At 37.5% G+C, this 18853-nt stretch carries 17 protein-coding genes and 1 riboswitch; of the genes, 11 read left to right on the top strand and 6 right to left on the bottom strand.

Going from position 1 to position 18853, the window contains the following annotated elements; genetic code table 11:
• Nucleotides 1–23 precede the first annotated feature (23 nt).
• Together leuS and bamD are read right to left on the bottom strand one after the other, a co-directional pair.
• A complete protein-coding gene (gene leuS, locus A9G23_RS02335; protein WP_065586094.1) occupies nucleotides 24–2606 on the bottom strand; it encodes a leucine--tRNA ligase in 2583 nt (860 codons plus the stop codon).
• 318 nt (nucleotides 2607–2924) lie between these two features.
• Nucleotides 2925–3719: an outer membrane protein assembly factor BamD gene (gene bamD / locus A9G23_RS02340; protein ID WP_065586095.1), complete on the bottom strand. Its 795-nt coding sequence runs from the start codon at nucleotides 3717–3719 to the stop codon at nucleotides 2925–2927.
• 92 nt (nucleotides 3720–3811) lie between these two features.
• Here bamD and rluD point away from each other — a divergent pair, with 92 nt between their 5' ends.
• Together rluD and pgeF are read left to right on the top strand one after the other, a co-directional pair.
• The gene (rluD, locus tag A9G23_RS02345; protein WP_065586096.1) at nucleotides 3812–4786 is read left to right on the top strand and encodes a 23S rRNA pseudouridine(1911/1915/1917) synthase RluD; all 975 of its coding nucleotides are present in this window, start codon (nucleotides 3812–3814) and stop codon (nucleotides 4784–4786) included.
• Between the two features lie 8 nt (nucleotides 4787–4794).
• Nucleotides 4795–5562, top strand: a complete 768-nt coding sequence (pgeF, locus tag A9G23_RS02350; protein ID WP_065586131.1) for a peptidoglycan editing factor PgeF — start codon at nucleotides 4795–4797, stop codon at nucleotides 5560–5562.
• A 342-nt stretch (nucleotides 5563–5904) separates the two neighbouring features.
• Here the strand turns inward: pgeF and A9G23_RS02355 are convergent, their stop codons facing one another.
• Both A9G23_RS02355 and queD read right to left on the bottom strand, forming a co-directional pair.
• Nucleotides 5905–6519, bottom strand: a complete 615-nt coding sequence (locus A9G23_RS02355; RefSeq protein WP_065586097.1) for a 7-carboxy-7-deazaguanine synthase QueE — start codon at nucleotides 6517–6519, stop codon at nucleotides 5905–5907.
• A complete protein-coding gene (gene queD, locus A9G23_RS02360) occupies nucleotides 6516–6944 on the bottom strand; it encodes a 6-carboxytetrahydropterin synthase QueD (protein WP_065586098.1) in 429 nt (142 codons plus the stop codon). Before queD ends, A9G23_RS02355 begins: the two co-directional genes overlap by 4 nt.
• A 3-nt stretch (nucleotides 6945–6947) precedes the next feature.
• A riboswitch (PreQ1 riboswitch) is annotated at nucleotides 6948–6993 on the bottom strand.
• Between the two features lie 286 nt (nucleotides 6994–7279).
• Here queD and clpB point away from each other — a divergent pair.
• From clpB to A9G23_RS02380, 4 genes are all read left to right on the top strand, one after another.
• Nucleotides 7280–9850: an ATP-dependent chaperone ClpB gene (gene clpB, locus A9G23_RS02365; RefSeq protein ID WP_065586099.1), complete on the top strand. Its 2571-nt coding sequence runs from the start codon at nucleotides 7280–7282 to the stop codon at nucleotides 9848–9850.
• Nucleotides 9851–10112: 262 nt separating this feature from the next.
• Nucleotides 10113–10901, top strand: coding sequence for a lysine/arginine/ornithine ABC transporter substrate-binding protein (locus A9G23_RS02370; RefSeq protein WP_065586100.1), 789 nt, complete (start codon nucleotides 10113–10115; stop codon nucleotides 10899–10901).
• 3 nt (nucleotides 10902–10904) lie between these two features.
• Complete coding sequence (locus tag A9G23_RS02375; RefSeq protein WP_065586101.1) at nucleotides 10905–11588, top strand: ABC transporter permease; 684 nt, start codon at nucleotides 10905–10907, stop codon at nucleotides 11586–11588.
• 6 nt (nucleotides 11589–11594) lie between these two features.
• Entirely contained in the window at nucleotides 11595–12317 is a 723-nt protein-coding gene (locus A9G23_RS02380; RefSeq protein WP_065586102.1) for an ABC transporter permease, read from the top strand.
• Between the two features lie 127 nt (nucleotides 12318–12444).
• On the opposite strand, the gene A9G23_RS02385 is transcribed toward A9G23_RS02380, so the two are convergent.
• Both A9G23_RS02385 and lexA read right to left on the bottom strand, forming a co-directional pair.
• Nucleotides 12445–12825, bottom strand: coding sequence for a hypothetical protein (locus tag A9G23_RS02385; protein ID WP_065586103.1), 381 nt, complete (start codon nucleotides 12823–12825; stop codon nucleotides 12445–12447).
• Between the two features lie 105 nt (nucleotides 12826–12930).
• A complete protein-coding gene (gene lexA / locus A9G23_RS02390) occupies nucleotides 12931–13557 on the bottom strand; it encodes a transcriptional repressor LexA (RefSeq protein ID WP_065586104.1) in 627 nt (208 codons plus the stop codon).
• Nucleotides 13558–13825: 268 nt separating this feature from the next.
• Between lexA and coaE the strand changes: the two genes are divergently transcribed.
• The 5 genes from coaE to ycaO all read left to right on the top strand — a co-directional run bounded on the left by coaE (nucleotide 13826) and on the right by ycaO (nucleotide 18841).
• The gene (gene coaE, locus A9G23_RS02395; protein WP_065586105.1) at nucleotides 13826–14431 is read left to right on the top strand and encodes a dephospho-CoA kinase; all 606 of its coding nucleotides are present in this window, start codon (nucleotides 13826–13828) and stop codon (nucleotides 14429–14431) included.
• Nucleotides 14432–14435: 4 nt separating this feature from the next.
• A complete protein-coding gene (zapD, locus tag A9G23_RS02400) occupies nucleotides 14436–15173 on the top strand; it encodes a cell division protein ZapD (RefSeq protein ID WP_065586106.1) in 738 nt (245 codons plus the stop codon).
• A 39-nt stretch (nucleotides 15174–15212) separates the two neighbouring features.
• Nucleotides 15213–15431: a DNA gyrase inhibitor YacG gene (yacG, locus tag A9G23_RS02405; RefSeq protein ID WP_065586107.1), complete on the top strand. Its 219-nt coding sequence runs from the start codon at nucleotides 15213–15215 to the stop codon at nucleotides 15429–15431.
• On the top strand, nucleotides 15431–16456 hold the full coding sequence (gene tsaD / locus A9G23_RS02410) for a tRNA (adenosine(37)-N6)-threonylcarbamoyltransferase complex transferase subunit TsaD (protein ID WP_065586108.1): 1026 nt from the start codon (nucleotides 15431–15433) through the stop codon (nucleotides 16454–16456). Before yacG ends, tsaD begins: the two co-directional genes overlap by 1 nt.
• Nucleotides 16457–17077: 621 nt before the next feature.
• Nucleotides 17078–18841: a 30S ribosomal protein S12 methylthiotransferase accessory factor YcaO gene (gene ycaO, locus A9G23_RS02415; protein WP_065586109.1), complete on the top strand. Its 1764-nt coding sequence runs from the start codon at nucleotides 17078–17080 to the stop codon at nucleotides 18839–18841.
• Nucleotides 18842–18853: the final 12 nt, after the last annotated feature.

Consider the following 18853-nt stretch of genomic DNA (forward strand, 5'->3'; position numbering starts at 1 on the left):
CTAAATTTAGTTATTAAACAATATTAACCAATAACAAGATTTAACAATTTACCTGGAACGTAAATGACTTTACGGATAGCACCATCGCTTAAATATTTTTGGATGTTAGGCTCTTGTTTCGCTTGTGATACAACAAAATCTTGCTCGGCATCAGCTGGTACCGTAAATTTACCACGGACTTTACCGTTAATTTGCACAACAATGAGTTTTTCGTCTTCAATCATTGCTAATTGGTCAGCAACAGGCCAGGTTGTGTTATCAATGGATTCACTATGACCTAAGGCTTGCCACATAACAAAACATGCGTGTGGCATCATAGGGTAAAGCAAACGAACAATCGCATTTAATGCTTCACTCATGAGTGCACAATCTTGCTCGGTTTCTTGTGGCGCTTTTTGCAAGCGATTCATAAATTCCATCACAGCGGCAATAGCGGTATTAAACGTTTGTCGACGTCCAATATCATCACTCACTTTCGCAATAGTTTTATGTAGTTCACGGCGTAATGATTTTTGTTCATTATCTAAGGCTGTAATATCTAATTTAACGGTTTGACCTTTTTGAGCATGTTCATAAACTAACCGCCACACACGTTTAATAAATCGGTTGGCACCTTCAACGCCAGACTCTTGCCATTCCAAAGTCATATCCGCTGGTGAAGCAAACATCATAAACAATCGAACTGTATCGGCACCATATTTTTCAACCATTTCTTGTGGGTCGATACCATTGTTTTTGGATTTTGACATCTTCGTCATACCCGCATGGACTAGCTCATTGCCATGACTGTCAACCGCTTTAGCAATTCGGCCTTTTTCGTCACGTTCAATGGTAACTTCAGTTGGTGACACCCAAATGCGTTCATTCGTTGGGCTGGTATAATAAAATGCGTCGGCTAATACCATACCTTGGCATAGTAAGCGTTTTGCAGGTTCATCTGATGATACTAAACCAAAATCACGCATTAATTTATGGAAAAATCTAAAATAAAGTAAGTGCATTATGGCATGTTCAATACCACCTACATACTGATCGACAGGCAACCAATAATTAGCTGCTTTTTCATCTAACATGCCTTTGTCGTAGTGTGGGCAAGTGTAACGGGCATAATACCAAGATGATTCCATAAAGGTATCAAAGGTGTCCGTTTCACGTAGTGCTGGTTGACCGTTAACGGTTATTTTAGCCCAATTAGGATCAGCCTTAATCGGGCTAGTTATGCCATTCATTTCGACATCTTCAGGCAAAATAACTGGTAATTGATCTTCTGGTGATGGCATAGTTGTACCATCTTCAAGCGTCACCATTGGGATCGGAGCACCCCAGTAACGCTGGCGTGAAACACCCCAATCACGTAAACGATAATTAACTTTACGTTGACCAATCCCTAATGCAATTAGTTTATCGGCAACAGCATTAAATGCTTGAGCAAAATCCAGACCATCAAACTCCCCAGAATTAAATAATTTGCCATGCTCGGTATACGCATTTTTTGAAAGGTCAGGAGCATTGCCGTCTTGAGTTAAAATAACAGGATTAATAGGTAAATTATATTTTGAAGCAAACTCATAGTCTCGTTCATCGTGACCGGGAACCGCCATTACTGCACCAGTGCCATATTCAATTAACACAAAGTTAGCAATCCAAACAGGGACTTTCTTACCTGTTAACGGGTGGATAGCATAAAAGCCAGTGGCAATCCCTTTCTTTTCCATAGTTGCCATATCAGCTTCGGCTGTTTTGGTATTTTTACATTCAGCAACAAACTCGGCAATTTTTACATCATTTTTTGCCGCTAATTGCGCAAGTGGATGTTCCGCTGCAACCGACACAAAGCTCACCCCCATTAAAGTATCGGGGCGTGTTGTATAAACGCGTAATTTGTCGGCATAATTTTCAACAGCAAAATCAAACTCAACGCCTTCAGAGCGACCAATCCAGTTACGTTGCATGGTTTTAACTTGTTCTGGCCAGCTCTCTAACGTATCTAAATCATTAAGTAGCTCTTCGGCATATGCGGTAATTTTAATAAACCACTGTGGGATCTCTTTGCGTTCAACGGGGGTACTACAACGCCAACAGCAACCTTCAACCACTTGCTCATTAGCAAGTACGGTTTGGTCATTTGGACACCAGTTAACTGCAGATGTTTTTTTATAAACTAGGCCTTTTTCATATAACTTAGTAAAAAACCATTGTTCCCATTTGTAATATTCTGGACGGCAAGTTGTCACTTCACGATCCCAATCATAACCGAAGCCTAAAAGCTGTAATTGCTTTTTCATATAGGCAATATTTTCGTAGGTCCATTTTGCAGGAGCAGTATTATTTTTAACAGCAGCGCCTTCAGCAGGTAAGCCAAATGCATCCCAACCAATTGGTTGTAGCACATTTTTACCGTTTAAGCGTTGGTAACGTGAAATGGTATCACCAATCGTATAGTTGCGAACATGACCAAGATGCAAACGCCCTGAAGGGTAAGGTAGCATCGACAAGCAGTAATATTTTTCTTTTGATGGATCTTCGGTGACGTGAAAGGTTTTATTTTCTTGCCAGTGTTTTTGTACGGCGGATTCTATTTCATCTGGGCGATATTGTTCTTGCATGACGAGTTAATGTCCTATCTATTATTGCTAATAAAAATATGTTGCTAATTGTATTGGTTATTGACACGTTTTACAAACGATATATGAATCAAGATATTGATTTCTTGCTGTGGTAAATTTAAAGAATGATAATCAATTTAAAGAATAATAAATTGTGAGTTATAAAGTATATTTGATTGCTGATATTAAAGAAATGACTAAACTATAATAGTTTAAGCAGAAAGGGCAACAATAAAAAAAATTAATCGCTATTTAAATTTAATAGCGATTAACGTCATACACAATTATCCAAAGCCGGGCTCTTAAATTTAGAACGATTTAACCACCATTAAACACACTAGTAAAGCGTGATAATAACGAACGTTGCTCTTCTTTAGGCATGTTTTCAAGATTTGCTTGAATCAGCTGATCGACTTTTTGAGTTTCATCGGCTAAGCCCAATTCATTATAAGCATTACGCATTAGAAGCAATGCTTCTTTAGTCGAATCGGTATCAGGGAACATAACTAGCATATTCGTTACACGATTAATTACTGCTACATAAGCTCCACGTTTAGTATAAAACTGTGCAACTTTTAACTGATAGCGAGCCAACCTATTTTTCAAAAAAACAAGGCGTTTTTGTGCATCAGCTACATAGTGACTGGTTGGAAAGCTTGACACTAAATAAGTAAAATCTTTAAATGCTGCTGAGGCATAATCAGGATCACGGTCTGAGCGATCAACATTAAACCAACCTTGGATCATATTATCATCTTGCGCCATATTTGAAATACCACGCATATAAATAACCCAATCAATATTTTGGTGAGTTGGGTTCAATTTTAAAAACCGATCAATTGACGCAATTGCTAATGGTAAATCGGCGGATTTATAGTAAGCATAAATCAAATCAAGTTGCACTTGCTGAGAATAAGGACCAAATGGATAATTCTTGTCCATAGCCTCTAATACAGCAATACTAGATTTAATATTACCTTTTTCAAGCTCTGTTTTTGCTTTGTTATAAAGTTCAATTTCAGGTACATTTTCAACATTGGGCTTGGAAGAAGTACAGCCAATTAGTAAGCCACTTAAAGCAATAGCTAACAAAGAGTGTAAAGGTAATTTCATTCAGTTTTCAATCCAAATTTAATTAAACATTAAAGGCCATGATTGGTATATAATACTCTAAAACAAAACAGCTTAAAATAGATAAATTACACATGCACAAGTTAAAATTATCAACCGAAATAGCACAAACTCAACTAGGCATGCGCTTAGATCAAGCATTATCAGCGCTTTTTCCTGATTACTCACGATCAAGAATAAAAGATTGGATAGTGAATAATAAAGTCACTGTCAACAACGCCATCATCAACAAGCCCAAAGAAAGAGTGCTTGGTGGCGAAAAAATAACTATCAATGCTGAAATTGAAGAAGAAACTTATCACCAACCCGAAGACATAAAACTTGATATTGTTTATGAAGATGACGATATTTTAGTGATCAACAAACCTCGTGATTTAGTTGTGCACCCAGGCGCAGGTAATCCAGATGGTACGGTATTAAATGCCTTATTACATTATTATCCTGATATAGCGCGCGTACCGCGTGCCGGTATAGTGCATCGGCTAGATAAAGACACCACAGGCTTGATGGTGGTAGCTAAAACCGTTAATGCACAAACGCACTTAGTTGAATCGCTTCAACAACGTGAAATCACGCGCGAATATGAAGCTGTTGTTATGGGCATTATTACTGCAGGGGGGATGGTTGATCAGCCTATCACGCGCCATCCAACCAAACGAACTCATATGGCAGTATTTCCAACTGGCAAACCAGCGGTCACGCATTATCGAGTAATGGAAAAGTACCGCCTGCATACCCGCTTGCGTTTACGCTTAGAAACAGGGCGAACTCATCAAATTCGCGTACATATGGCACATATTGCCCACCCATTAGTTGGCGATCCACTCTATGGTGGAAGGCCAAGGCCGCCTAAAGGGGCTAGCGAATCATTTATTCAAACCTTGCGCAACTTTGACCGCCAAGCATTACATGCAACAATGCTACGTTTATTCCATCCTATTACTGGAGATCAAATGGAATGGTATGCACCAATACCACAAGACATGCAAAAGTTAATTCAAGCTTTACAAGAAGATACTGAACAGTACAAAGATGAACTAGATTGGTGATAATTATGATTAAATCGATTTACCCATATTGGACAGCACCGAAAAACATCCACGCTTTTACCACAACACGAACAGGAGGCGTTAGTCTAGCGCCATTTGCAAGTTTAAATATGGGAAATCGAACCGGTGATAATTTAGAACATATTGTTGAAAACCGCCGACGAATTATTCAAACAGAACAAATACCAAGCGAACCCTATTGGTTAACTCAGATCCATAGCACCATAGCACTTGATATATCACAAATTGCCTTACAACCACCAATGGGCAATATCAATTCTCATCAATCGTTTGAAGCCGATGCTTCATATACAAATCAACCAAAACAAGTCAGCGTGGTACTAACCGCAGACTGCATGCCTGTATTATTTTGTACAACAAAAGGTGATGAAGTTGCCGCCGCCCATGCGGGTTGGCGAGGATTATGTAATGGTATATTAGAAGAGACAGTTAAAAAATTTTCAAGCCCGCCATCAAAAATTATTGCTTGGATGGGACCTGCTATCAGTGCCAAAAAATTCGAAGTGGGTATTGAAGTCAAACAACAATTTGAAGAAGTCGATCCAAAAGCACAAATCGCATTCCGATTAATCGATTCAACTGAACAAAAATATCTAGCCAACCTCTATTTAATTGCTAAACAACGTTTACAAGCGCTGGGAATAACACAGATTTTTGGTGGTGATTATTGTACTTATACTGAACAAGATAAGTTTTTTTCTTATCGGCGCGAAAACAATACTGGCAGAATGGCAACGATGATTTGGTTTGATTGATTTTATTATAAATCAATATGATACCTGATTCTGATAAAAATACACACTAATTTTTTATAATCGTCAAAAGTTAATATTGCCATTAATTCGACTTTGAAAATTGAGCAAGATTGGCACGCCAAACAAGGATGTTTAACGGGGCTATGCTTTGTCAGGAGAATTCATAGATAATACGTCAAAGCTGAGTGAAAATTTTTCTGGAAAAATTTGAACATCTGAGCAAAACGAAGACGGTCTCGCAAAAGGGATTTGCTAACCTCTTTGCTCGGATGTTGATGTCGAAGTTATTTTTTATCCAAAAGATAAAAGGTCCGAAACCTAAAGCACCCTAAAACAAAAAATTTACTCAATGTCCGCAAATTTATGGCTTTGTACACTCAATAACCATTTATTATTGATTCGGTTTTCATTGATTTGTCCTAATAGTTTAATGGTATCAAACATATTAAACACCCCATCTTTTTCGCATGGTGAAAGGTAATAGTGTTTTGCTTGAATATGGGTTTCGATGTATTGGCAAAAAGGAATAAAATCAATGTGATTTTCGGCAACAATTCGCACCTCATTGGCGGTAGGTTGTGCTATTTTTCGGTAGTGTGACCGATAACAAAACTTAGGGCTTAGAGCAATATAATCAATAAGCGGATCAATGTTGCCAAGCCCATTACTTTCAATGGCAATAAAATAACCTGCATTTTTTAATGGTACAAGCAATTCAGGTAATGCTTTAACCATAGTAGGTTCGCCACCGGTAATAATGATATTTTTGCTTTTATATTCTCTAACTTTAGTCATTAAAGCATCTACCGTAAATCGGGTAAATTGGCGGAAATTAGTATCACACCAAGCACAATTTAAATTGCATCCAGCAAAACGGATAAAAACAGCAGGCATGCCAGTATTATAACCCTCGCCCTGTAAAGATTCGAAGATTTCAACGATACGAAATTCGATCATTTTTGGCTCCGGTGATATTCACAATATGAAGTTGGCGTTTCCCATAATTTGATCATCGAAACAGGCAAATATTGAGACAGACAATCAAATATAAATTTGCTCATTCCTTCGGCGGTTGTTCGGCATGGAAATGCGAAGATTTTTCGCTCCATTTCTTGCAGTAAAGTGGCAATACGGCACTCATTGGGGTTATTTTGGTTATAAAGGTAAGCATGATCCAGCGGATCGATAATATGCTGTTTGACAATTGTTTTTAGATCAGCATAATCCATGACCATATCTTGACTCGAACCATTATCGATAAGATCACCGCTAATTTCGACTAATAAGCGATAAGTATGACCGTGCAGATTATGGCACTTTTTATTGTGCCCATCTAACATATGACAAGCATCAAATTGAAACTCTTTGGCTATTTTGAACATTTTATATTCCTAGTTTTTTTACGTGGGATGGATTACGAACCACGGTTAGCAAACCTAACAAAATAAAGACGCTAATATAATAGATCAAAGCTGATTTGTCATCTTGCAAGTTTTATTTAAAACAACATTAAGTGGTAATTGCTTGAATTGTGGTAACCTTTATTTTTGACGCTAATTAAGCTTTAAACACTTGCTGATCTTGCTGTACAAATTTTATAAAAAATATTCTGAATTTGCTCTTGAAATTTAGCTTGCAACACACATTTAGATCACATGCAAATGGGTTGAATGTGTTTAGCATTGAATCCAAATCTATTACTCAGGAGATAAATACTATGAGGTTAGATAAATTAACAAACAAGTTTCAACAAGCTTTAGCTAGTGCGCAGTCTATTGCATTGGGTAAAGACAATCAATATATAGAGCCTGTGCATGTCCTATCAGCCATGCTTAATCAAGAAGGTAGCAGTATAACACCATTATTGACTACTGCTGGTGCAAATGTTGCTATTTTGCAACAAGAATTAACACAAGCCATTGATCGATTACCCCAAGTTCAAGGTGTTGGTGGGGATGTTATGCCATCCCAAGAGTTTATTCGCGTATTAAATCTATGCGACAAATTATCCCAAAAAAATGGCGATAGCTATATATCATCAGAACTTTTTATATTAGCCGCTTTAGAAGACAAAGGTAGCTTAAGTGATATTCTTAAAAGGTCAGGCGTCAATAAAGACAAATTTAGCCAAGCAGTCAATCAAATAAGAGGTAGTGATAACGTGAACGACCCTAATGCAGAAGATCAACGTGGTGCTCTTAAAAAATATACTATTGATTTAACTCAACGAGCAGAACAAGGTAAGCTTGATCCTGTTATTGGTCGTGATGAAGAAATTCGCCGAACAATTCAGGTATTACAGCGTCGTACTAAAAATAATCCGGTATTAATTGGTGAACCAGGTGTCGGTAAAACCGCCATTGTGGAAGGTTTAGCTCAACGTATTGTTAACCGAGAAGTGCCTGAAGGATTGCGAAATAAACGCGTTTTATCATTAGACATGGGTGCATTAATTGCAGGTGCTAAATATCGTGGTGAATTTGAAGAACGGTTAAAAGCCGTGCTTAAAGACTTAGCAAAAGAAGAAGGTCGCATTATATTGTTTATCGACGAAATCCATACCATGGTTGGTGCAGGTAAAAGCGATGGTGCAATGGATGCTGGTAATATGCTAAAACCTGCATTAGCGCGTGGAGAATTGCACTGCGTGGGCGCAACAACACTTGATGAATATCGTCAATATATCGAAAAAGATCCAGCGTTAGAACGTCGTTTCCAAAAAGTCTATGTTGCCGAGCCAACAGTTGAAGATACCATTGCCATTTTGCGTGGATTAAAAGAACGTTATGAACTGCATCACCATGTGCAAATTACCGATCCAGCAATTGTGGCGGCGGCCACGTTATCGCATCGTTATATTTCTGATCGCATGTTACCTGATAAAGCAATTGACTTAATTGACGAAGCTGCATCTAGTATTCGTATGCAAATGGATTCAAAACCGGAATCTTTAGATCGACTTGAAAGGCGTATAATTCAACTTAAACTTGAGCAACAAGCGCTTAAAAAAGAGTCTGACGATGCTAGTAAAAAACGTCTTGAGATGTTAAACGATGAACTTTCTGAAAAAGAAAAGGAATATGCATCACTTGAAGAAGAATGGAAAGCAGAAAAGGCAGCCGTTTCGGGCACGCAAAGCATCAAAGCTGAACTGGAAAAAGCGCGAACAGAAATAGAGCAAGCACGTCGAGCCGGCGACTTGAGCAAAATGTCTGAATTACAATACGGCAAAATACCAGAGCTCGAAAAGAAACTTGCTTCAGCAACCCAGTTAGAAGGCAAGACAATGAAGTTATTGCGTAACAAAGTGACCGATAACGAAATTGCCGAAGTGTTATCTAAAGCGACAGGTATTCCTGTTTCTAGAATGCTTGAGAGCGAAAAAGATAAATTATTACATATGGAAGATGCTTTACATAAACGCGTCATTGGTCAAAATGAAGCGGTATTAGCGGTTGCCAATGCGATTCGTCGTAGTCGGGCTGGACTTTCTGATCCAAACAAACCAATTGGGTCGTTCCTATTCTTAGGACCAACAGGGGTCGGTAAAACCGAGCTTTGCAAATCACTGGCTAACTTTATGTTTGATAGCGAGGATGCCATGGTGCGTATTGATATGTCAGAGTTTATGGAAAAACACTCCGTCGCTCGCTTAATTGGTGCACCTCCCGGTTATGTTGGTTATGAAGAAGGTGGGTACTTAACTGAAGCCGTTAGACGTCGACCTTATTCAGTCATTTTACTTGATGAGGTCGAAAAAGCCCATCCAGATGTCTTTAATATCTTACTGCAAGTTCTGGATGATGGACGCTTAACCGATGGCCAAGGTCGCACGGTTGATTTTCGTAATACCGTCATAATTATGACATCAAACTTAGGATCTGATCTAATTCAAGGTCAAGTTGAGCTAAGTTATGACGAAATGAAAGCGCTAGTGATGACAGTTGTGACTAAACACTTTAGACCAGAATTTATCAATCGTATTGACGAAACAGTGGTATTCCATCCACTTGGTCAAGAAAATATCAAAGCGATTGCAAAAATTCAATTAGCACACGTTGAAAAACGTTTAGATGAACGTGGTTACCAATTGGATATCTCGGATGCAGCGTTGGAACAACTTGCTAAAGTCGGCTTCGACCCAATTTATGGAGCAAGACCGCTGAAACGCGCGATCCAACAAGAGATCGAAAACCCATTGGCACAGCAAATACTGTCTGGCAAATTAGTCCCGGGTAAAACTATCCATCTTGATTTAGTTGGTGACAACATAGAAGCTAAACAGTAATTAACCATCAAATGACAAACCGACCTTTTAGGGTCGGTTTTTATAAAAATATAAATAATTAACTTGAAAGCTTTTTGTAAAAGCCCAATTAAGCTAGTTTTTGTTATTTATAAAAAATAACAACCCCTAACTATTTTGTCGCACGTGTTTATCATTAAGTAAATTTAATTTTTTGCCCAACGATAATAACTTTTTTTTATTATAAATTTATGTCAGAACACGTTATATTATGATCTTAGATAAAAACTGGGAAAAATGAATCATGAAGCAGTTATTAAAAACGTTTGCCATTTTGAGTTGTTTAGGTTTACCAGTATTAAGTTATGCAACATTGCCAGAATCGATTAAAGTTGGGACGGATACGTCTTATGCACCTTTTGATTTTATTGATGCTAATGGTGATATCACCGGTTTTAATATCGAAATCACTAAAGCCCTGTGTGAAAAAGTCAACATTAAATGCACTTTTCAATCGACTGATTTCGATGCGCTGATCCCTTCATTATTATCAAGAAAGATCGATATGATTTCGTCATCGCTTATGATGACTGAAAAGCGTAAAAAGCAGATTGCTTTTTCTGATGAGATTTTTATAACTTATTCGCGTTTGATTGTTAAAGAAGGTTCTCATTTAATGCCTAATGCCGAATCGTTAAAAGGTAAGCGCGTTGGGGTTGAACAAGGTACTTCGCAAGAACATTTTGCCAACGAAATGTGGCGACCTAATGGGGTGGTGATTGTGCCTTACCAAAATCAGTTGCAAGTATTTTCGGATTTAGTAGCAGGTCGTTTAGATGCGGCATTACAAGACGAAGTTACTGGCAGTCATGCCTTTTTAAAACAGCCACAAGGTAAAGGTTTTGTTTTTGCTGGCGATGGATTGAAAGATGCTGACTATTTTGATGTCGGCGCAGGACTTGGTTTTCGTAACAATGATAACGAATTGCGCGAAGCCTTTAATCAGGCTTTAAAAGACATTTTAGCAGATGGTACTTACCAAAAAATTAATAATAAGTACTTTGATTTTAATGTGTATAGTAATAAAAAATAAACCATGCAGGGTTATATTGCGTTAATTTGCCAAGGCGCATGGCTAACCATTATTTTAGCGCTAGCATCGCTGCTGTTAGCTATGCTACTTGGCATTGTTTGTGCACTGGGCAAGCTGACCGATTCTAAAGTGTGTAATGTGATTTGTCAGGCTTATACATCGTTAATTCGAGGCGTGCCTGATTTAGTCCTAATGATGTTGATATTTTTTGGTTTACAATTTTTGGTTAATAATATTACCGATTATCTTAACGCCCCTTTTATTGAAGTTGATCCGTTAATGGCTGGTATTTTTACATTAGGCTTTATTTATGGCGCATATTTTACCGAAACCTTCCGAGGTGCTTATCTTGCGGTGCCTAAAAATACGTTAGCGGCAGCAAAAGCACTTGGGTTGAGTAAAGTACAAGTTTTTCGATATGTGATGTTTCCTTTGATGATGCGCTTTGCCTTGCCGGGGATTGCGAATAATTGGTTAGTAGTGTTAAAGGCTACAGCATTGGTGTCGCTACTGGGATTATCGGATTTAGTCAAAGCTACTAAAAACGCAGGTGAAGCGTTGTATCAGCCTTTGTTATTTGCTTTGATTGCTGGGGCATTTTATCTATTTTTTACGTCAATATCGAATATCATTTTATGGTGGCTGGAACGGCGTTATTCCATTGGCACAATCAAAACTAAGTTATAAGAATTCATGCTAGAAATTATTCAACAATATTGGCAGGCACTATTATGGACTGATGGTTATAATCTTACCGGTCTTGCGATGACGCTGTGGATTTTGATTTTATCGGTTTTAATGGGGGGAATTTTGTCACTAGGGTTAGCGGTAGGGCGAAATTCGCAAAATAAACTGATTAAATTGCCTATTTGGCTGTTTACTTATGTTTTCCGTGGCACACCTTTATATGTGCAGTTACTAATTATTTATACTGGCATTTATACTTTGAGTATGGTTAAAAATCATGCTTGGCTAAATGATTTTTTTCAAAGTGGAATAAATTGTACGGTGTTAGCCTTTACCCTAAATACCTGCGCCTATACCACCGAAGTTTTTGCAGGCGCTATTCGCAATGTGCCTAGTGGTGAAGTGCAAGCCGCAACCGCGCTTGGGTTTAACCGCATTCAGCAATATCGTTATATTATTTTGCCAAGAGCGTTTCGTATTGCTCTACCGGCTTATAGTAATGAGGTGATTTTTATGTTGCATTCAACGGCGCTGGCCTTTACGGTCACCGTGCCGGATGTGATGAAAATTGCGCGCGATATTTATGCCGAAACATATCAACCCTTTCAAGCTTTTGGCATTGCAGCGGTAATTTATCTTTGTGTGAGTTTTACGTTAATTTTTGGTTTTAAAAGGTTAGAAAAGCGTTGTTTGGCTTTTCAGCAGGTTAACGGGCAAAGCAACTTATAATGTTATTTAAATTATAGATTCATTCATCCATGCATTTATATTTTATCAATCAATTGATTGATTGAAATAAAAAACCGGCAATGATAACACTACCGATTTTTTGTTATTCTATTGATTTGTTATTAAGTTAATTAATAGGATAAAAATCGTTTGTAGTTTCAGAGGCGCTATCATGATCATGACTACTTGAGTCTGGTAAAGCTCTAGAACGTTCGATAGGAACATAACTACCATTCGGCGTTTCAACTTGACACTCGCCTAAAAAGATAGAGTATTTGGTATTTGCATGCATGCTTTGACCTCTAAAATAGCAGTGAGTAGCATTGTATAAATCAACTCGGCAAAGCAATGCAATGGCTAAGCAAACAATGAGTACAGCTAAAGCTACCCATTTTAATTGTTTCCAAATTAAGGACCAAAATCCGATCCCTCTGAAACGGCAATATCCAAAGACGAGCAATATAACCGCAATAAACCCTAAAAATTCGTATAACCAAAATAGCCACATAATAATCTCCTACGCTTTAGTTAGTTGCTATTTTATACTAACTGTTATTTTATACTAACTGTGCCTGTACATCTATATGCTTGTAACTATGTATATGGTATATGCTTACATCCAAGAACCGTTACGGATAATACCAACAGCTAGCCCTTCAATAGCAAAATTTTGTTGTTCTAAGTCAATTTCGATCGGCGAAAAGTCTTCATTTTCGGCAAGTAGATGAACATTCTTGCCTTTGCGTGATAGGCGTTTAACAGTAACTTCGTCGTCAATGCGGGCAACGACAACTTGACCATTTTTAACATCTTGGGTTTTATGTACGGCTAATAAATCGCCGTCTAATATGCCAACGTTTTTCATTGACATACCATGTACTCGTAATAAAAAGTCGGCGTGGGGTTTAAACAGTGAAGGATCAACTTGGTAATGACTTTCGATATGTTCTTGCGCTAATATTGGCGATCCAGCTGCAACTTGACCAATAAGGGGTAAGCCTTCAAGCTCGCTCTGCTCAACAGAGCTTTCAAGCAAAAGACGAATCCCGCGCGATGAGCCGGCAATCATTTCTATTGCCCCTTTTTTAGCAAGCGCTTTAAGATGCTCTTCGGCCGCGTTGGCGGATCGAAACCCTAATTTTTGAGCTATTTCAGCACGTGTGGGGGGCATGCCGGTAGTTTGTATGTTGTCTTTGATCAAATTATAAATCTGTTGTTGGCGTTCAGTTAACGGTTTCATTTCTATTTCCTGTTTTTATATACAGATACATGTAATTATATACAGCCAATGATATAAAACAACTGTTTTATTTAATTTATTTTAGATTAGGAGATGAATTTTTTGAATTGTAAGTAGTATAAGCTAAATTTAGAGAATGATTTCGTCAATTTTATTAGCTATTTAAAGTGATATTAATGATTTAGGTGATGCCTTTATTTTGCATTATTTAATCCCCCTACTTGTATGCTATAATGTCTTAACTTTTTGCTGGATTGGAATTTGCCTTATGTCTTATGTTGTTGCACTTAGTGGTGGGGTTGCCAGTGGTAAAAGCACCATCGCAGATTTGTTCTCCAAATTAGGAGTGCCCATTATTGATGCAGACATGATTGCAAGGCAAGTTGTGCAAGTTGGTACTGAAGCCTTTAACCAAATTGTTATGCACTTTAGCCAAGAAATATTGCTTGCTAATGGCGAACTTGATCGCAGTCAGTTGCGAGAGATCATTTTTAATAATGATCATGAACGGCTTTGGCTTAATCACTTGTTACACCCCCTTATTCAACAAGAAACCCAAAAACAAATTGCTATGCAAAGCACAACCTATGTGATCTGGGTTGTTCCATTATTGGTTGAAAATAATTTGCATACTTTGGCTGATCGTGTGCTGATAATCGATGCGCCTGTGCCGTTACAAGTGGCGCGGTTAGTAAAAAGAGATAACATTAGTGAAACATTAGCAAAAAAAATGATTATGTCGCAAGTGTCTTTAAAAAAACGCTTATCTTATGCTGATGATATTATTGTTAATGATGGTAATTTGGCTTTACTCACTGCACAAGTTAATCTACTGCATCGAAAATATTTAGATAACTTTAATAGTAAGATTTAGATAGATGAATAACATTATTTTTGAACATCCATTGAATGAAAAAATGCGCACTTGGCTTCGTGTTGAATTTTTATTAAATCAATTAAATACGTATTGTCACTTTGATCAAAATAATGCGTTGGTTTTTTTTCACGCACTGTCCGAGCTGTTAGAAATTATTGAACGTAACGATGTTAAAGGTGATTTGATTAAAGAGTTTGAATTGCAAAAACAAAAGTTAATCTTGTGGCTAAATTTTGATGGTGTGGATCATGATTTACTTAATGATTTGATACGCCAATTTGATAATTTTGTGGCTCAATTTAATGCAATTGCGCGCATAGGGCAACCATTAAAAGATGATCGTTTTATTTCTACTATTCGTCAACGTTTAATGATCCCTGGTGGGTGTTGCAGCTTTGATTTACCTTCGTTCCATTTATGGCTAAAAATTTCGCAAGAAAGGCGTGATACTCAAGTCAAATCTTGGTTACAACACTTGTCAATTCTTGATAAATCCCTAACATGTTATATGCAATTAATTAGACAAATGGGCGAATTTAAGCCTTTTATTTGTACTAATAACTTTTTTCAAGAAACCAATGGCGAAGTTAATTTGATTCGTATTCGGGTTTCGTTAGATAAAAATGTCTATCCTCAAGTATCAGGTTATATGTCACGCTATAGCATTCGATTTTTACCACTTGATGCTTGCGATAACGTTAATATTGATGACATTGAATTTGAATTAGCTTGCTGTTAATGCCGTTAAATACCAATTATTGAAAAAGAAAGAGTTGAAATGAATAAAAACACAGCCACCTTTGTCAATTGCCCAACTTGTCAAAAAAAAGTTGAATGGAGTAAAGAGAGCCCTTATCGTCCATTTTGTAGCAAACGTTGCCAACTTATTGATTTAGGCGATTGGGCAACCGAAGAACATCGCATTGCCGATACAGACATCACCGAACAAGATCTTTGGAGCGAAGAAGATCTTACCGATTTCGCAGGTAAACATTAATGAAGATTCTAGGTATTGAAACCTCGTGCGACGAAACAGGTATTGCCATTTATGATGATATCAATGGTTTGCTGGCAAACCAGCTTTATTCGCAAATTAAGTTACATGCTGATTATGGTGGTGTAGTGCCTGAGCTCGCATCTCGTGATCATATTCGTAAAACTGTACCCTTAATTCAAGCAGCATTAAAAGAAGCAAATTTGCTGCCAGCGGATATTGATGGTGTGGCTTATACAGCAGGTCCAGGCTTAATTGGTGCTTTAATGGTTGGTGCATCGATTGGGCGTTCGCTGGCTTATGCTTGGGACGTACCCGCAGTTGCAGTTCATCATATGGAAGGGCATTTGCTAGCCCCTATGCTTGAAGATAATCCGCCCGAATTTCCCTTTGTGGCATTATTAGTTTCGGGTGGACATACACAGCTTATTAGCGTAACGGGTATTGGTCAATATCAACTTATTGGTGAATCCATTGATGATGCCGCTGGTGAGGCATTTGATAAAACCGCTAAATTACTTGGTTTGGATTATCCTGGTGGTGCAAAATTGTCAAAATTAGCTGAGCAGGGTAATGGGAATCGGTTCCATTTTCCAAGGCCAATGACCGATCGCCCTGGGCTGGATTTTAGTTTTTCAGGTCTTAAAACAGCGGCTGCCAATATAATCCACCAATATAGTGACAATCATATTATTGATGCGCAAACTCAAGCTGATATTGCTAGAGCCTTTGAAGATGCTTTGGTTGATACGTTAGTGATTAAATCGAGGAGAGCTCTTGATCAAACTGGATTTAAAAATTTAGTGATAGCAGGTGGGGTAAGTGCTAACCGAACTCTGCGTAATAGATTAACTGAACTGATGCATCAGCGAAAAGGACAGGCTTATTATCCAAGACTTGAATTTTGTACCGATAATGGCGCTATGATAGCTTATGCTGGTATGATTCATCTAAAAGCGGGAAAACACTCAGATTTGGCGATTAATGTTAGACCAAGATGGCCACTCAGCGAGCTTAATGTCGGTTAACCGATTATTTTGATTTAAATAAATAATAATCAAAACACAAACAAAAATAAAAAATAAAAAAGCGAGAATTAGTTCCCCCTTTTTTATTTTTTAGACTAACGATCAAATCAAAGCTAATAATTAATAGTCTTGCTCTAGAAAGTGATACTTGATTTTCGGAATTTGATTTTTCGTTAGCTTATTTTTGGATATTGTGATTAATATTAAATAACAAACAAATCAATATAAAACCAATATGAGTCAAAATAAAACCTACAACAACAGTAATAGGCAGCTAAGCCGGAGTGAAAATATAAGTAAATTAAGTAAATTAAGTAAATTAAGTAAATGTAGCAAAACTACCTAGAATAATGGTGAATGAGCTAATTCCAATAAAAACCAATGCACTCTAATAGACGATAGTGACAATAGTGATAAATGCAAGTGTTATCCTTTTACTAAGGAAGAAAAAGTCTTTGAATGCAAGATCATTAAAATTAATTTTTGTTCATTTTATTCCTTATGTAAAGAGGGATAATTTTATTACTTCTATTTTCTTATATTTGCGTATAAAGTGATAAATTCTTGAAAGCGGTAAAGCGCGATGTTCTAACATAAAATTATTTTGAGATTATTTTAACTATGAAAACTTATATTCCAGGCAAAGATGCTGCTCTTGAAGATTCAATCAATTATTTTCAGCAACAATTAGCAAAATATGATTTAGAAGTGAAAGAAGCTTCTTGGCTCAACCCTGTGCCCAATGTGTGGTCAGTACATATTCAAAACACACAGTGCCCACTCTGTTTTGCGAATGGTAAGGGCGCAAGCAAAAAAGCGGCGTTGGCATCGGCCTTGGGAGAATATTTTGAACGATTATCAACCAATTACTTTTTTTCAGATTTTTATTTAGGTAAAAAGGCTGCAAATGCTGATTTTGTCCATTATCCGACCGAAAAATGGTTTTCTATTCCTGAAGATAATTCCCTCCCTAAAGGGTTATTATCTGAAAAACTACTTAAGTTTTACGATCCCAATCGTGAGTTATGCGCAACGGATTTAATTGATTTACAATCAAGTAATGGTGAGCGGGGTATCTGTGCGTTACCATTTGAGCAACAGTCTGACAAACAAACGGTTTATGTGCCGGTTAATTTAATCGCTAATTTATATGCATCTAATGGTATGTCAGCCGGTAATACACGTAATGAAGCGCGAGTACAAGGGTTATCTGAAATTTTTGAACGTTACACTAAAAATAAAATTATAGCTGAGGCCATTAGCTTACCGAGTATTCCTACCGAGGTTATTCATCGATATCCAGCTATTTTAGCGGCTATTGATGCGCTTGAAAGCGAAGGCTTTCCACTTTACTGTTTTGATGCCTCATTAGGTGGTGAGTTTCCGGTTATTTGTGTGGTGTTGTTTAATCCGCAAAATGGAACATGTTATGCCTCGTTTGGTGCACATCCAAATTTTGGTGTTGCGCTAGAACGAACCGTGACCGAACTATTGCAAGGTCGCAGTTTAAAAGATCTTGATGTGTTTTCACCACCAAGTTTTGATAATGATGATATTGCTGATCTTAGCAATTTAGAAACGCACTTTATTGATTCAAGCGGTTTGATTTCATGGGATCTATTTAATGAGCAAGCCGATTATGAATTTGTCGATTGGGACTTTTCAGGTACAACCGAGCAAGAATTTGCTAATTTAATGGCTATTTTTACCCGTCACAAAACAGAAGTGTTAATTATGGACTATGAACATCTTGGTGTTTATGCATGCCGAATTTTGGCTGTTGGCATGTCTGAAATTTATCCCCCTGAAGATCTTTTAATTGCCAATAGCAATATGGCGATTGGCCTGCGTGATCTTATTTTGTCGTTACCTTATCAAAAACATTCTGCCAAACAGTACTTAGCCATTATTGAACAGCTTGATGATGAAGGCCTTGATGATTATGCACGCGTTCGTGAACTACTTGGTATTGCAACTGGTAACGATAATGCTTGGTTAACACTGCGCGTTGGTGAATTAAAAGCGATGTTGGCATTGGCAGGTAAAGATTTAGTGCAAGCACAACAATGGATTGATTGGACGGTTGAAATGAATGAGTCTATATTTACCCCAGCACGTAATCACGCTTATCGTTGCTTGCAAACGTTGGTTAATTTTATTTTGCAACGTGACAAAAAACAGTTTAACAACTATCAAACAGCATTTAATAAAATGTACGGTCAAGCTTGTGTTGACGATATGTGGCAATATGCTAATGGCGAAAAAACATTTTTTGGCTTGGCAGATTTTACTTCAGCCGATAAAACGACTAATGATAATTTAGAGCAATTTGCTATGCATCAAAAATTATTAGCTGTGTATAACAAATTACATCAGGTGATGTGATAATCTATTTGT

Origin of the sequence: Gilliamella sp. App4-10 (genome assembly GCF_001690495.1) — a bacterium.
Lineage (GTDB): Bacteria > Pseudomonadota > Gammaproteobacteria > Enterobacterales > Orbaceae > Gilliamella > Gilliamella apicola_G.

What these genes read in the sequence shown, in the direction of transcription:
- leuS (WP_065586094.1), bottom strand. Translation starts at nt 2,606, where the DNA reads ATGCAAGAACAATATCGCCCAGATGAAATAGAATCCGCCGTACAAAAA.
- bamD (WP_065586095.1), bottom strand. Translation starts at nt 3,719, where the DNA reads ATGAAATTACCTTTACACTCTTTGTTAGCTATTGCTTTAAGTGGCTTA.
- rluD (WP_065586096.1), top strand. Translation starts at nt 3,812, where the DNA reads ATGCACAAGTTAAAATTATCAACCGAAATAGCACAAACTCAACTAGGC.
- A9G23_RS02355 (WP_065586097.1), bottom strand. Translation starts at nt 6,519, where the DNA reads ATGATCGAATTTCGTATCGTTGAAATCTTCGAATCTTTACAGGGCGAG.
- queD (WP_065586098.1), bottom strand. Translation starts at nt 6,944, where the DNA reads ATGTTCAAAATAGCCAAAGAGTTTCAATTTGATGCTTGTCATATGTTA.
- clpB (WP_065586099.1), top strand. Translation starts at nt 7,280, where the DNA reads ATGAGGTTAGATAAATTAACAAACAAGTTTCAACAAGCTTTAGCTAGT.
- A9G23_RS02370 (WP_065586100.1), top strand. Translation starts at nt 10,113, where the DNA reads ATGAAGCAGTTATTAAAAACGTTTGCCATTTTGAGTTGTTTAGGTTTA.
- A9G23_RS02375 (WP_065586101.1), top strand. Translation starts at nt 10,905, where the DNA reads ATGCAGGGTTATATTGCGTTAATTTGCCAAGGCGCATGGCTAACCATT.
- A9G23_RS02380 (WP_065586102.1), top strand. Translation starts at nt 11,595, where the DNA reads ATGCTAGAAATTATTCAACAATATTGGCAGGCACTATTATGGACTGAT.
- A9G23_RS02385 (WP_065586103.1), bottom strand. Translation starts at nt 12,825, where the DNA reads ATGTGGCTATTTTGGTTATACGAATTTTTAGGGTTTATTGCGGTTATA.
- lexA (WP_065586104.1), bottom strand. Translation starts at nt 13,557, where the DNA reads ATGAAACCGTTAACTGAACGCCAACAACAGATTTATAATTTGATCAAA.
- coaE (WP_065586105.1), top strand. Translation starts at nt 13,826, where the DNA reads ATGTCTTATGTTGTTGCACTTAGTGGTGGGGTTGCCAGTGGTAAAAGC.
- zapD (WP_065586106.1), top strand. Translation starts at nt 14,436, where the DNA reads ATGAATAACATTATTTTTGAACATCCATTGAATGAAAAAATGCGCACT.
- yacG (WP_065586107.1), top strand. Translation starts at nt 15,213, where the DNA reads ATGAATAAAAACACAGCCACCTTTGTCAATTGCCCAACTTGTCAAAAA.
- tsaD (WP_065586108.1), top strand. Translation starts at nt 15,431, where the DNA reads ATGAAGATTCTAGGTATTGAAACCTCGTGCGACGAAACAGGTATTGCC.
- ycaO (WP_065586109.1), top strand. Translation starts at nt 17,078, where the DNA reads ATGAAAACTTATATTCCAGGCAAAGATGCTGCTCTTGAAGATTCAATC.